Source organism: Pseudostreptobacillus hongkongensis (assembly GCF_001559795.1).
Lineage (GTDB): Bacteria > Fusobacteriota > Fusobacteriia > Fusobacteriales > Leptotrichiaceae > Pseudostreptobacillus > Pseudostreptobacillus hongkongensis.
Genome location: NZ_LOHY01000002.1, coordinates 1 through 14,395 on the forward strand (window position 1 = coordinate 1; position 14,395 = coordinate 14,395).

The 14,395-nt window shown below is 28.2% G+C and carries 10 protein-coding genes, 1 tRNA gene and 1 other annotated feature; all 11 genes read left to right on the forward strand.

Annotated elements, in window-relative coordinates; all coding sequences use genetic code 11:
• Positions 1-291, forward strand: a 291-nt coding sequence (locus AYC59_RS07850) for a hypothetical protein (RefSeq protein ID WP_169792200.1), incomplete at its 5' end; no start/stop codon positions are given.
• Between the two features lie 83 nt (positions 292-374).
• Entirely contained in the window at positions 375-1,508 is a 1,134-nt protein-coding gene (locus AYC59_RS00390) for a ShlB/FhaC/HecB family hemolysin secretion/activation protein (RefSeq protein ID WP_066894056.1), read from the forward strand.
• 249 nt (positions 1,509-1,757) lie between these two features.
• Positions 1,758-1,840 (forward strand) — tRNA-Leu (locus AYC59_RS00395).
• A gap of 15 nt (positions 1,841-1,855) precedes the next feature.
• Positions 1,856-1,980 (forward strand) — a sequence feature (ribosomal protein L10 leader region).
• Between the two features lie 14 nt (positions 1,981-1,994).
• Positions 1,995-2,489: a 50S ribosomal protein L10 gene (rplJ, locus tag AYC59_RS00400; protein ID WP_066894058.1), complete on the forward strand. Its 495-nt coding sequence runs from the start codon at positions 1,995-1,997 to the stop codon at positions 2,487-2,489.
• A 31-nt stretch (positions 2,490-2,520) separates the two neighbouring features.
• Positions 2,521-2,886 (forward strand): 50S ribosomal protein L7/L12, encoded by a 366-nt coding sequence (gene rplL, locus AYC59_RS00405; RefSeq protein ID WP_066894061.1) that lies wholly within the window; start codon positions 2,521-2,523, stop codon positions 2,884-2,886.
• A 172-nt stretch (positions 2,887-3,058) separates the two neighbouring features.
• Positions 3,059-6,517: a DNA-directed RNA polymerase subunit beta gene (gene rpoB / locus AYC59_RS00410; protein WP_066894064.1), complete on the forward strand. Its 3,459-nt coding sequence runs from the start codon at positions 3,059-3,061 to the stop codon at positions 6,515-6,517.
• A 31-nt stretch (positions 6,518-6,548) separates the two neighbouring features.
• Complete coding sequence (rpoC, locus tag AYC59_RS00415; protein WP_066894066.1) at positions 6,549-10,532, forward strand: DNA-directed RNA polymerase subunit beta'; 3,984 nt, start codon at positions 6,549-6,551, stop codon at positions 10,530-10,532.
• A 47-nt stretch (positions 10,533-10,579) separates the two neighbouring features.
• Complete coding sequence (gene gmk / locus AYC59_RS00420; RefSeq protein ID WP_066894069.1) at positions 10,580-11,125, forward strand: guanylate kinase; 546 nt, start codon at positions 10,580-10,582, stop codon at positions 11,123-11,125.
• 10 nt (positions 11,126-11,135) lie between these two features.
• Positions 11,136-11,321 (forward strand): DNA-directed RNA polymerase subunit omega, encoded by a 186-nt coding sequence (locus AYC59_RS00425; protein WP_066894073.1) that lies wholly within the window; start codon positions 11,136-11,138, stop codon positions 11,319-11,321.
• Positions 11,322-11,374: 53 nt separating this feature from the next.
• Entirely contained in the window at positions 11,375-13,168 is a 1,794-nt protein-coding gene (gene dnaG, locus AYC59_RS00430) for a DNA primase (protein ID WP_066894076.1), read from the forward strand.
• 1 nt (position 13,169) lies between these two features.
• Complete coding sequence (rpoD, locus tag AYC59_RS00435) at positions 13,170-14,315, forward strand: RNA polymerase sigma factor RpoD (protein ID WP_066894078.1); 1,146 nt, start codon at positions 13,170-13,172, stop codon at positions 14,313-14,315.
• Positions 14,316-14,395 lie beyond the last annotated feature (80 nt).

The window sequence follows — 14,395 nt, forward strand, 5'->3', positions numbered from 1 at the left end:
GGAATGAGAAAAATAGAAAACATTAAAGAAAATATAATGAATTTAAGCTATTATGAAGATGGAATTAAAAGATATTATGAGTTTGAAATAACAAAAGACTATACATTAGCTAATCCTGTAGAAAATGGAGATTGGGTAAAATTTTATGAAACAGGAGAAATAGAAGTAAGGGTTAGAAAAGAAGGAGTTTTATCTTATGATTCTACAGTATACTATATAAATGGAGACAAAGAAATAAGAAATTATTTATGCAATGGTAAGTATATTTCTACATATATTAAATTTGAATAAATGTATATTTAGAACTTAATATAATTAAATTATTTATAAAATAAAAAAACATTTATCTTTACAATAAGGTAGAAAGGACTTAAATGAAAAAATATCTGTTATTACTTTTACCAATAATAAGTAATGGAAACAATATAGTAGATGATATAAAGTATAATGGAGTAAGTGATAGTAATGAACTATACTATAACTCCACAATACAAAAAGGAGAAGAACTAAATATATCAAAAATAGATAGATTAGTAGATAACTTTAAATTTAGTAAAAGTAATGATGTAAAAGTAGATATAGAACCATCAGAAAAAGAAGGACAAATAAATATACTAGTAAATAATAAAAAGAAATCAAATTCTTTAACATTAAGTGTAGGAGTAGATAATTATGGAAATAGTATAGAAGATGGACTATATAGATATAATATAGAATTAGGAAGTTCAGGAATAATATTAAATGAAAATGTAAATATATCCTATACATTTGTAAGCCCTAAAAATCCAATAAGAGAAGAAAAGGAAGAATTAAGTATAGGAGAAAGTATAGAAGAAAAGGATATATCAAGTTTAGAAAAAGCAAGAATAAATAATAATTTAAATATAGATATATCATTTCCAATAAGAGATAGAGAATACTATATAACATATAATAATAGTTATTATAAGAAATCAATAATAGGAAATAATGATATATATGATATAAGTGGGAGTACAAATAAGTTAGATACAAAGATAAAGTATGAAGTGTATAGGGAAAAGAAGAATAAGATAAATTTAATAGGAAAGTATTCATATACACATAAGGAAAGTTATTTAGAAGATGTATTATTAAATGTAGATAATATAACAGATATAGGATTAGGTATAGAGTATATAGAAGAAGGAATAAAGATAGAAAGTATATATTTACAAAGATGCTTGCCGTATATAAAACATATATTAAATACTGATATATCATTAAGTAAACAGATAGATAATGATACAAGTATAGGACTTGATATTAAAAGTGTTATAGAAAGAAGAAATAGTAGTTTAAATACTAAGGGTAAGTTAAACTACAAGGCTATGTATACAGAGTTAGGATTTAATACAGATTACATTAATATTAATCCAATAGTAAAGATAGGATTAAAGAGTAGTTTTGAAAATATAAGCTTAGATACATCATTAAACTATGATAAAGAATTAAAATGGTTATTTAATTTAAAATACAATATATTCTAGAAGAAAGTTTTTGGCTTTACACTCCAGAGTATATTTCTTGACTTTATTTTTATTTAAATTTGTGTTATTATTAATCATGGATATACGGTTCCTTTCTTTATATTTTTTGGCATTTAAGATTGTACTGTATATCCAATTTTTTTTCAACTAATTTTGTGACACTTACTATTTTAATTTAGGTAATATACAAATTAGAAAAAAAACTCTTGACATTAATTTAAAGTTATGATAATATAATAATGTTCTTATGCACGAGTGGTGAAATTGGCATACACGCTAGACTTAGGATCTAGTGCTTCGGCGTGTGGGTTCGAGTCCCACCTTGTGCACCATATTTGTTATAAATGAATAATCATTTGAACAAACTAAAGACAGTAGGTATCAAATAAATCCTACCGAGGTGAGTTCAAGGTATATAGATAGAATATACTTTTTGACCTCGTCCACTTAACGTGGTTTTTTTAATTTCAAGGAGGTGACTAGAAAATGGCATCAAAAGCTAATTTAGAAGCAGTTGAAATGTTAACTGAGAAATTACGTAGTGCAAAAGCAATAGTTTTTGTTGATTACAAAGGTATTACAGTTAATGAAGATACTAAATTAAGAAGTGAAGCAAGAAATGCAAATGTTGAGTATTTCGTTGCTAAAAACAGATTATTCCAAATAGCATTAAAAAATGTTGGTATAGATGTTGAAACTAAAGAATTAACTGAAGGAACAACTTCATTTGCTTTAGGAATGGAAGATGGTGTAGCGCCATCAAAATTAATCTATGATTTTGCTAAAGACTTTAAAGGTGAAAAATTAAAAATTAAAGGTGGAATCATTGATGGTCAAGTTGTTGACAAAGCTACAGTAGAAGCTCTAGCTAAGTTACCATCAAGATCAGAATTACTAGGTATGATAGCTTACGGATTATTATCACCAGTAAGAATGTTAGCAGTTGGATTAACTAACGTTGCAGAACAAAAAGAAGCTTAATAATAAATAAAACAATACAGGAGGAATTAAAATGGCATTTAATAAAGAACAATTTATTGAAGATTTAAAAGCAATGACAGTATTAGAATTAAAAGAAGTAGTAGAAGCTATAGAAGAAACTTTTGGAGTATCAGCACAACCAGTTGCAGTAGCAGGTGGAGCAGTAGCTGCTGAAGCTGCTGAAGAAAAATCTGCTTTCGATGTAGTATTAACAGGAGCAGGAGCTAACAAAATAGCAGTTATTAAAGAAGTAAGAGCAATCACTGGACTTGGATTAAAAGAAGCTAAAGAATTAGTTGATAACGGTGGAAAAGTTAAAGAAGGAGCTTCAAAAGAAGAAGCAGAAGATATTAAAGGTAAATTAGAAGCAGCAGGAGCTTCAGTTGAATTAAAATAATAATTCGAAAATAATGAAATAGACATCCGCTATTTTGCGAGATGTCTTTTTCCACATTAATAAGCACAATTCAAAATCAAATCGTTACTTTGGTAGTTTTCACATTTAATATACTCATTAAATGTTCGTAATTTCATATATCAAGGTATATTTCATAGGAGGATTTTATTAAATGAATAAAAAACTAATTAATAGATATAGTTTTGGTAAAATAAAAGATAGGGGAGAAATGCCTAATTTTTTAGAGTTCCAATTAGATTCTTATGAAGATTTTTTACAAGTTAAAAAAGATTCTGTTAATAGAGATGATAAAGGACTAGAAGGAATATTTAGAGAAGTATTTCCAATTGAATCAGCTAATGGTACATTGAAATTAGAATACTTAGGATATGAAATTCATGATAATGATGAACCATTAAATGATGAGTTAGAATGTAAAAAAAGAGGTAAAACTTATTCTGGACAATTAAAAGTTAAACTAAGATTAACAAATAATAAAACTGGTGAAATTAAAGAAACTTTAGTTCATTTTGGAGATATACCTTTAATGACTGATAAAGCTACATTTATAATCAATGGAGCAGAAAGGGTTGTGGTTTCACAATTACATAGATCACCTGGTATAACTTTTAATAAAGAACTAAACATGCAAACTGGTAAAGATATTTATATAGGTAAAATTATACCATATAAAGGGACTTGGCTTGAGTTTGAAACAGATAAGAATGATGTATTAAATGTGAAAATTGACAGAAAGAAAAAAGTATTAGTTTCTGTATTCTTAAAAGCATTAAAATTCTTTGAAAGTAATTCACAAATTATGGATGAATTCTTTGAAGTTAAAACAGTTAATATAGCTGAAATACTTAAAAAGTATAAGGATATAGAAGAAACTAGAAGTGTTTTAAGAACAGAAATTGAAGGTTCATTTATAAAAGAAGATATAATAGATGAAAAAACTGGAGAAATTCTAGTAGAATCTGAATACTATATAGATGAAATAACTATAGATACTTTAATAGAAAATAATATTTCTGAAATAGAAATTTGGGAAGTAAAACCTGAAGATAGAATGATAGCTAAAGCTATTAAAGAAGATCAAACTAAGACTTCAGATGAAGCAGTAGTTGAAGTATTTAAAAAATTAAAACCTGGGGATATAGTTACAGTAGAAAGTGCATATAATTTAATAATACCTATGTTCTTTAATCCTCAAAGATATGATTTTGCACCTGTTGGAAGATATAAGATCAATAAGAGATTAAAATTATCAGGTGAAATAAATGATGATGAAATAGTTCTTGCAAAAAGAGATGTAATAGAAACAATTAATTATTTAAAAGTTCTATATAACGGTGGTGGAACTACAGATGATATAGATAATTTATCAAATAGACGTGTTAGAGGAGTAGGAGAGTTATTATCTATACAAATTAAAGGTGGAGTATCTAAAATGTCTAAGATGGTTAGAGAAAAAATGCAAACTCAAGACATCAATACATTAACACCGCAAAGTTTATTAAACACTAAACCTCTTAATGCGTTAATATTAGAATTCTTTGGAAGTGGACAATTATCACAATTCATGGATCAATCTAATCCACTTGCAGAATTAACACATAAAAGAAGAATATCAGCGTTAGGACCTGGAGGTTTATCAAGAGATAGAGCAGGATTTGAGGTACGTGACGTACACGATTCACACTATGGTAGAGTTTGTCCAATAGAAAGTCCAGAAGGACCAAATATAGGACTTATAGCATCACTTTCAACTTATGGTAAAGTTAATAAATATGGATTTATTGAAACACCATTTGTAAAAGTTAAAGATGGAGTAGCTGATTTCAATGATATTAGCTATTTAGGAGCAGATGAAGAAGAAGGATTATTCATTGCCCAAGCAGATTCAAGAATAGATGAAAAAGGTAGATTCTTAGATGATGAAATAATATGTAGATATGGAGATCAAATAGTTCACGTTGCTAAAAATCAAGTTAATTTAATGGACGTTTCTCCTAAACAAATAGTTTCAGTATCTGCAGGACTTATACCATTCTTAGAACACGATGATGCCAACCGTGCACTTATGGGATCAAACATGCAAAGACAAGCAGTACCATTACTTAAAACAGAAGCACCTTATGTAGGAACAGGACTTGAAAGAAAAGTTGCAGTAGATTCAGGAGCTGTTGTTGTTTCAGGTGTAGATGGTAAAGTTACTTATGTTGATGCAAATAGAATTATTGTAACAGATAAAAGTAAAAAAGAACATGTATATAGATTGTTAAACTTTGAAAAATCAAATCAATCTATGTGTTTACATCAAAAACCAATAATAGATCTTGGAGATGAAGTTAAAAAAGGTGATATACTTGCAGACGGACCTTCAACTGCTGGTGGAGACTTAGCTTTAGGTAAAAATATATTACTAGCATTCATGCCTTGGGAAGGATATAATTTCGAGGATGGAATTTTAATTTCTGAAAGATTAAGAAAAGATGATGTATTCACATCATTACATATAGAAGAATTTGATGTAGAAGCTAGAACTACAAAACTTGGAGAAGAAGAAATAACTAGAGAAATACCTAATGTTTCAGAAGATGCATTACGTAATTTAGATGAAAATGGTATTATTCGTGTGGGAGCTTATGTAGAACCAGATGATATATTAGTTGGTAAAGTAACACCTAAGGGAGAAACTGAACCACCTGCAGAAGAAAGATTATTAAGAGCTATATTTGGTGAAAAAGCAAAAGATGTTAGAGATACATCATTAAGATTACCACATGGGGTTAAAGGAACAGTTGTAGATGTTTTAGTATTATCTAAAGAAAATAAAGATGATTTAAAAGCTGGAGTAAATAAAACAGTTCGTATATATATAGCTGAAAAAAGAAAAATAATGGTTGGAGATAAGATGTCAGGAAGACATGGTAATAAAGGGGTTATATCTCGTGTGTTACCAGTTGAAGATATGCCACATTTAGAAGACGGAACTCCAATTGATATTTGTTTAAATCCATTAGGGGTGCCATCTCGTATGAATATAGGACAAGTATTAGAGGTTCACTTAGGACTTGCTATAGGAGATATGGATAAATATATAGCAACACCTGTATTTGATGGAGCTACTGAAGAAGATGTTAAAAACTACTTAGAAGAAGCTGGATATCCAAGAACAGGTAAAGTTAAATTAATAGATGGAAGAACTGGAGAATATTTTGATAATCCAGTAACAGTTGGAAGAATGTATATGTTAAAACTACACCATTTAGTTGAAGATAAGATGCATGCTAGAGCAATAGGACCATATTCACTTGTAACTCAACAACCATTAGGAGGTAAAGCTCAATTTGGTGGTCAAAGATTAGGGGAAATGGAAGTTTGGGCATTAGAAGCATATGGAGCATCAAATATACTTCAAGAAATGCTAACTGTTAAATCAGATGATATTAATGGAAGAACAAAAACATATGAATCAATAATTAAAGGTAAATCTATGCCAGAGGCAGATGCACCTGAATCATTTAAAGTTTTAGTGAAGGAGTTCCAATCTTTAGGATTAGATGTAAATCTATACGATAAAGAAGGAGCAAGAATAGAGTTAGATAATAACTTTGAAGGATAAGAAAAACTAAAATAAGGGAGGCTTATATTCCATGAGTATAAGAGATTTTGATAGTATTCAAATTAAACTTGCTTCTCCAGAAAAGATACTTGAATGGTCTTTTGGTGAAGTAACTAAATCAGAAACAATAAATTATAGAACATTAAAACCAGAACCAGATGGATTATTCTGTGAAAAAATATTTGGTCCAACAAAGGATTATGAATGTTCTTGTGGTAAACATAAGAAAATGAAAGATAAAGGTACTGTATGTGAAAAATGTAAGGTTATGATTACAACTTCTAAAGTTAGAAGAGAAAGAATGGGTCATATTAAACTTGCAACACCTATTGCACATATTTGGTATTCAAAAGGAACTCCTAATAAAATGAGTTTACTTTTAGGTATAAGTACTAAAGATTTAGAATCTGTACTATATTTCTCAAGATATATAGTTATAGATGGTGGAAATACTGATTATAAAAAATATAGTATAATAAGAGAACAACAATATAGAAATGTTCTTGAAATGGGTAATATAGGAACATTCCGTGCTAAAATGGGTGCAGAAGGAATATTAGAATTACTTCAAGAATTAGATCTAAAACAATTAGAAAAAGAATTAGAAGATGAAATAGATGGAGAAACATCTAACCAAAAGAGAAAAAAATCTGTTAAAAGATTGAAAATAGTTAGAGATTTCTTAATTTCTGGAAATAAACCTGAATGGTTAATTTTAACTGTACTTCCAGTAATGCCAGCAGATTTAAGACCTTTAGTTCAATTAGATGGTGGAAGATTTGCTACTTCAGATTTAAATGATTTATATAGAAGAGTAATAAATAGAAATATTCGTCTACAAAAATTAATTGAATCAAATGCACCAGAAATAATGATTAGAAATGAAAAAAGAATGCTTCAAGAAGCAGTAGATGCTCTTATTGATAATGGAAGACGTGGGAAACCAGTTCTTACACAAACAAATAGAGAATTAAAATCATTATCTAACATGTTAAAAGGTAAACAAGGAAGATTTAGACAAAACTTACTTGGGAAACGTGTGGATTATTCAGGAAGATCTGTTATAGTAGTTGGTCCTAATTTAAAAATTAATCAATGTGGATTACCAAAGAAAATGGCTCTTGAATTATATAAACCTTTCTTAATGAGAGAATTAGTTAAAAGAAGCTTAGCAACTAATATTAAGGTTGCAAAGAAAATGGTAGAAGAAGAAAATGAAGAAGTTTGGGAATTAATAGAAGAAATTATTAAAAATCACCCGGTATTACTTAACCGTGCCCCAACTTTACATAGATTATCTATACAAGCATTTGAACCTACATTAATAGAAGGAAAAGCTATTAGATTACATCCATTAGTATGTTCAGCATTCAATGCCGATTTCGATGGAGACCAAATGGCTGTACACTTAGTGTTATCACCTGAAGCTCAAGCAGAAGCAAAACTATTAATGTTAGCTACAAATAATATAATTGCGCCATCAAGTGGAAAACCTATAGCAGTTCCATCTCAAGATATGGTTATGGGTTGTTACTATATGACTAAAGAAAGAGAAGGAGAAATCGGAGAAGGTAAATCATTCTCAACTATAGATCAATTAATTACAGCTTATCAAAATAAGACTGTTGGAACACATGCTTTAATTAGTGTGAGACTTGATAATGGTGAAATAATTAGAACAACTCCAGGAAGAATAATGTTTAATTTAATGCTTCCTGAAGAAATAAGAAATTATTCTATAACTTATGGTAAAGGAGAATTAGGAAAATTAATTGCTACTTTATACGATAATTATGGATTTGAAAAAACTTGTGTATTAATAGATAAAATTAAAGAATTTGGATATCACTATGCAACACTTGCTGGAATAAGTGTTGGAATAGAAGATTTACAAATTCCACCAACTAAAAAAGCTATATTAGAACAAGCTGAAAAAGATGTAGAAGCTATAGAAAATTCATATAAAGCTGGAGAAATCATTAATGATGAAAGATATAGAAGAATAGTTCAAGTTTGGCATAAAGCTACAGATGATGTAACTAATGCGATGATGAACAATCTAGATCAATTCAACCCAGTATATATGATGGCCAATTCTGGAGCCCGTGGATCTGTTGCACAAATGCGTCAATTAGGTGGAATGCGTGGAATGATGGCAAATACTAAAGGGGAAATTATAGAAATACCTATTAAAGCAAACTTTAGAGAAGGTCTAAACGTATTAGAATTCTTTATGTCATCACACGGAGCAAGAAAAGGATTAGCAGATACTGCCTTAAGAACTGCCGATTCAGGATACTTAACTAGAAGACTAGTTGATATATCTCATGAATTAATAATCAATAAAGAAGATTGTGGAAATGTTCATGATGGAATAGAAGTTACAGACCTTATATATGAAGGTAAAGTTATAGAAAAATTAGAAGATAGAATTTATGGAAGAAATTTAGCTGAAGATTTATATGATAATGATGGTAACTTGATAGCAACAGCAAACACGTTAATAAATAAAGAAGTTCTTGCTAAGATCAAAGATGCAAATATATCTATGGTTAAAATGCGTAGTCCATTAACTTGTAAATTAGAAAAAGGAGTATGTAAAAAATGTTATGGTATAGATTTATCTAACCATAAAGAAGTACTACTTGGAGAAGCAGTAGGAGTTATTGCAGCACAATCTATAGGAGAACCTGGTACTCAGCTTACAATGCGTACTTTCCATACAGGAGGGGTAGCAACTGGAGAAGATGTTAAATCTAATGAAAGAGCTGAAACATCAGGAACTGTTAAACTTGAAAATATAGAAACATATACTTATCCTGATGGAAAAGAAGTAGTAGTTTCACCAGCTGGTAAAGCAATATTAGGTAAATATCGTATTGAAGTACCTTCTGGATCAATGTTAAGAGTTAAAAATGGTCAAAAAGTTAAAAAAGGAGATATCATAGTTGATATAGATCCATATCAAACACCTGTAATATCAACTGTTTCTGGACGTATAGAATTTAGAGATATCTATGTTAAAGAAAATGTTGACGTTAAGTATGGAGTTACAGAAAGACTTGCAATTAAACCTATAGAAAGTACTCAAGTTAAACCTAGAGTATTAGTATTTGATAAAAAAGGTAAGAAAATTAAAGAATATGAAATCTCTTATGGATCATATTTAATGTTTAAAGAAGGAGATCAAATAAATCCAGGGGATATAATATCTAAATTACCTAAATCTGGAGGTAAGAATAAGGATATTACTGGAGGATTGACTCGTGTTCAAGAATTATTTGAAGCAAGAAATCTTAAAGGTAAAGCTATACTTTCAAATACTACAGGAAGAATACTTTATTCAGATAAAATGAAAAAAGGTATGAGAGTTGTAAGTATAGTAGATGAAAATGATAATAAATTATTAGAAGAATATACAATACCTGCTGGAGAACACTTAGTTGTAGGTAATGAAACATTAGTTAAAGCAGGAGATAAAATAACTGAAGGTCCAATATCACCACATGATGTTTTAAGAATAAAAGGAGCAGTTGAAGCACAACAATTCATACTTGAATCAGTTCAAGGGGTTTATAGAAGCCAAGGTGTTACAGTTAATGATAAACATATAGAAATAATAGTTAAACAAATGTTCCAAAAAGTTAGAATTAAAGAATCTGGAGATTCATTATTCTTAGAGGATGAATTAGTTGATAAGAAAACTATTGAAAGTGAAAATAATAAGCTAGTAAATAAAGGTAAGAAACCAGCTATTTATGAACCAGTAATACAAGGTATAACTAAAGCAGCTGTAAATACTGAAAGTTTCATATCAGCTTCATCATTCCAAGAAACAACAAAAGTATTAGCAAATGCTGCTGTTGAAGGTAAAGTTGATAAACTAGAAGGATTAAAAGAAAATGTTATCATAGGTAAGAAGATACCTGGAGGAACAGGATTTAAAAAATATAAAGAACTTGAAGTTGATTTAGGGGAACCTGAAGTTATAACAGATATAATAATAGAAGAATAATCTTAAAGGAGGAAATTTCCTCCTTTAGGAATTATTAAGGAGTAAAAATGAAGGGTAAATTATTTATTGTCTCAGGTCCATCTGGATCTGGTAAATCAACAGTTACACAAATAGTTAGAGATATATTAAATATTCCTCTTGCAATTTCTGTTACTACGAGAGCTATGAGAAATGGTGAAGTAGATGGTAAAGATTATTATTTTATTTCAAAAGAAGAATTTGAAAATAAGATAAATAATGATGAATTATTTGAATATGCTAATGTACATGGAAACTATTATGGTACTTTAAATTCTGAAATAGAAAAAAGACTAGAAAGTGGTCAAAATGTAATATTAGAAATAGATGTTCAAGGTGGAGTAATTGCAAAAGGTAAAAGACCAGATTCAACTCTTGTGTTCTTTAAGGCTCCAAGTCTTGAAGTCTTAGAACAAAGATTAAGAGGAAGAAATACTGACAGTGAAGAAGTTATTCAAAAAAGACTTAAAAATGCAATTGGTGAATTAAAATTTGAAGAAAGATATGATCATGTTATAATAAATTATGATATAGATAAGTCTGTTCAAGAATTAATTGATATAATTGAAAAATAAGGGGAAATATATGAAAAAAGAAAAAATTTCAGTAGATGAATTATTAGAGGTAGTTCCTAATAAATATGAGCTTGCAATACTTGCAGGAAAAGTAGCTAGAAAAGAATTTATTGACGGTGTAGAAAAGTTTAAAATAATAGATAAAGTATTTGAAAATATATTAGATGGAAAAGTAAAAATAGTTGAATCTGAGTAGTTAGGTCTTGACAAATTTAATTTCCATATTATACTTATATTAATGGAGGATATATGACTGTAAGAAAATATTCAGAAGATGAATTAAAAATAATTGATACTGTTGATATAGTTGAAGTTGTTGAACAGTTTGTTAGTCTTAGTAAACATGGTAATTCGTATACTGGATTTTCTCCGTTTAAAAGTGAAAAAACACCATCTTTTTCTGTGAAACCTAGTGATAAAATTTTTAAGGATTTTTCAACGGGTATAGGAGGGAACGTTATTTCTTTCTATGCTAGAATGAAGAATATATCATATAGGGAAGCAATGCAGGAACTAGCTGGTATTTATGGAATAAGGTTGTCGAATACGACTAATAAATTTGTAAATAAAGAGACTATTTATCATAAAATATTAAAAGATGCAAACGATGTTTTTAGAAGAAATCTTTTAGAGAATCAAAGGGCATTAGAATACATGCAAAGTAGAGGTTATAGTTTAGAAAACTTAAAAAAATATAATATAGGGTATGCTAAAGACGGATGGAATTTACTTTTAAGTGAATTATCTGAAAAGTATACAGTAGAAGATATATATAAGTCTGGACTAATAACTATGAATAATGAAAATACTAATTATTTTGATTCTTTTAGAGATAGAATAATGTTCCCTATATATAATGTTAGAAATCAAATAATTGCTTTTGGTGGAAGATATATAGGTAGTGATAGTGAAAGCCCTAAATATATAAACTCTGTTGAAACTGAGATTTTTAAAAAGAGTAATGAACTTTATGGTATATTTGATATGGGAACAGCATTAAAAAATAATAAATATGCTATATTGACAGAAGGGTATTTAGATGTATTAAAAACACATATAAATGGGTTTGAAACAGCAGTTGCATCACTAGGTACAGCATTTACAGAAAATCAAGCTAAACTTTTAAAAAGATATGTTGATAGTATAATAATATTATATGATAATGATGAAGCAGGTAAAAATGCAACTAAGAAAGTAATTAATATATTAAATAATTTAGAATTTAATATAAAATGTTTAAGACTTCCAGAAGGTATAAAAGATCCTGATGAATATTTTAATAAATATAATAGTAATGAATTTACAGAACTTTTAAAACATTCTATATCTCCTTTAGATTATTTATTTGATGTAGATTTAAAAAATTTAAATTTAAATGAATCTAGTGCTAAAAGAGATGCTATTAAGAGAATGAAAAGTTACTTTGAAAATATATCAAATCATATAGTATATAAGGATGATTTAGTTAGATTTTCTAAGTATATAAATGTAGATTTAGACTATTTAGAAAAAGAATACTATGTAACTAAAACTACTTCTCAAAAAAAAGTAGAAGTTAGTAATGTTGAAATAGAAAAAAAATATACACAGGATATTAGGAAAGATCTAGAAAAAAGAAAAATTGAAGCATTGATATATTCAAATGAGGTCACACAAGAATATAGAGATTTAATAGCAGAATTAGAAATTTTAGATCCTATATATAAAGAATTAGATAAGAAGTTAAATTCAATTGATTATTCTATAGAAAAACTTAAAAATATTTATCTAACAGAAGAGGAAGATGAAATATTACTTGATGTGGTTACTGATAAGGAACCAGAGTTAAAAAAATTAACAGAAGAAAAAGCGATAAAATTATTTAAAGACTGGTTAACCTTCTACATTGATGAAATGATAAAACAAACAGAAAATTTTGCTGAAATTGATGTTATAAATAAAAAGTTTAGAAATACTCAATTGAAGAATAAATTAAATAATTCGAATTCTATTATGAAGTTAAAAGAAGTATATAACGAGATTAATGAATTAAGGGGAGACTAATATGGCTACAAGCAAAGAAAATTTAAAAGAAAATATAGCTAGCTTGATAAAAAAAGCTAAAGAAGATAAAATTATTAGCCGTGAAGAAGTTAATGAGATTATGAGTGGAAATTTTTCTAAAGATAAAATTGACGCTATGTTTTTTAAATTAGAAGAAATGAATATTGAAATTGTTAATAAAGTGGCCGATAAAAAGAAAGAACTTAAGAAAAAAGTAGATAAATTGGAAGAAGATATAGTTGAAAAGATAGATATTGATGATAGTGAAGTTGAAGAATTAATAAATGAAGATTTAACTCATGTCGGAGAGTCTTCTGAAATTGATGAACCAATTAAAATGTACTTAAGAGAAATTGGTCAAATCCCTCTTCTAACTAATGAAAGAGAGTTAGAATTAGCTAAGAGAATTAGTGAAGGTGATGAAAAAGCAAAACAAGAATTAATGGAATCAAATCTAAGATTAGTAGTAAGTATTGCTAAGAAGCATACAAATAGAGGACTTAAGTTATTAGATTTAATACAAGAAGGTAATATAGGTCTTATGAAGGCGGTTGAAAAATTTGAATCAAATAAGGGATTTAAATTTTCTACTTATGCTACTTGGTGGATAAGACAAGCTATAACACGTGCTATAGCAGATCAAGGTAGAACTATAAGAATACCTGTACATATGATAGAAACTATTAATAAGATAAAGAAAGCGTCAAGAATACATCTTCAAGAAACTGGGAAAGAACCTACTGCAGATTATTTAGCTAAAAAAGTAGAAATGCCAGTAGAAAAAGTAAAAAACATATTAGAAATGAACCAAGATCCTATATCTCTTGAAACTCCTGTAGGAAATGAAGAGGATAGTGAATTAGGTGATTTCGTTGAAGATGATAAATTCTTAAATCCACATGAAGCTACGCTTAGAACAGTTTTAAAAGAACATCTTGATGAAGTTCTTAAAAAAGAATTGAATGAAAGAGAAGAGGCAGTATTAAGATTAAGATATGGGCTTGATGATGGTGCACCTAAAACTTTAGAAGAAGTTGGTAAAATATTTGATGTAACTCGTGAAAGAATTCGTCAAATTGAGGTGAAAGCTATTAATAAACTTAAAGCTAGTAAGAAAAAAAATAAATTAGAAGAATTCAGAACATAAAGGAATATTTAATGGTATTCCTTTATTCTGTTTAATAAAAATTTCACTTATTTTTTATAAAGGCAATGTAAAGTATTAAA

Coding starts and splice junctions, on each gene's coding strand:
- rpoB (WP_066894064.1), top strand. CDS start 3,059: ATGAATAAAAAACTAATTAATAGATATAGTTTTGGTAAAATAAAAGAT.
- rpoC (WP_066894066.1), top strand. CDS start 6,549: ATGAGTATAAGAGATTTTGATAGTATTCAAATTAAACTTGCTTCTCCA.
- gmk (WP_066894069.1), top strand. CDS start 10,580: ATGAAGGGTAAATTATTTATTGTCTCAGGTCCATCTGGATCTGGTAAA.
- dnaG (WP_066894076.1), top strand. CDS start 11,375: ATGACTGTAAGAAAATATTCAGAAGATGAATTAAAAATAATTGATACT.
- rpoD (WP_066894078.1), top strand. CDS start 13,170: ATGGCTACAAGCAAAGAAAATTTAAAAGAAAATATAGCTAGCTTGATA.
- AYC59_RS00425 (WP_066894073.1), top strand. CDS start 11,136: ATGAAAAAAGAAAAAATTTCAGTAGATGAATTATTAGAGGTAGTTCCT.
- rplL (WP_066894061.1), top strand. CDS start 2,521: ATGGCATTTAATAAAGAACAATTTATTGAAGATTTAAAAGCAATGACA.
- rplJ (WP_066894058.1), top strand. CDS start 1,995: ATGGCATCAAAAGCTAATTTAGAAGCAGTTGAAATGTTAACTGAGAAA.
- AYC59_RS00390 (WP_066894056.1), top strand. CDS start 375: ATGAAAAAATATCTGTTATTACTTTTACCAATAATAAGTAATGGAAAC.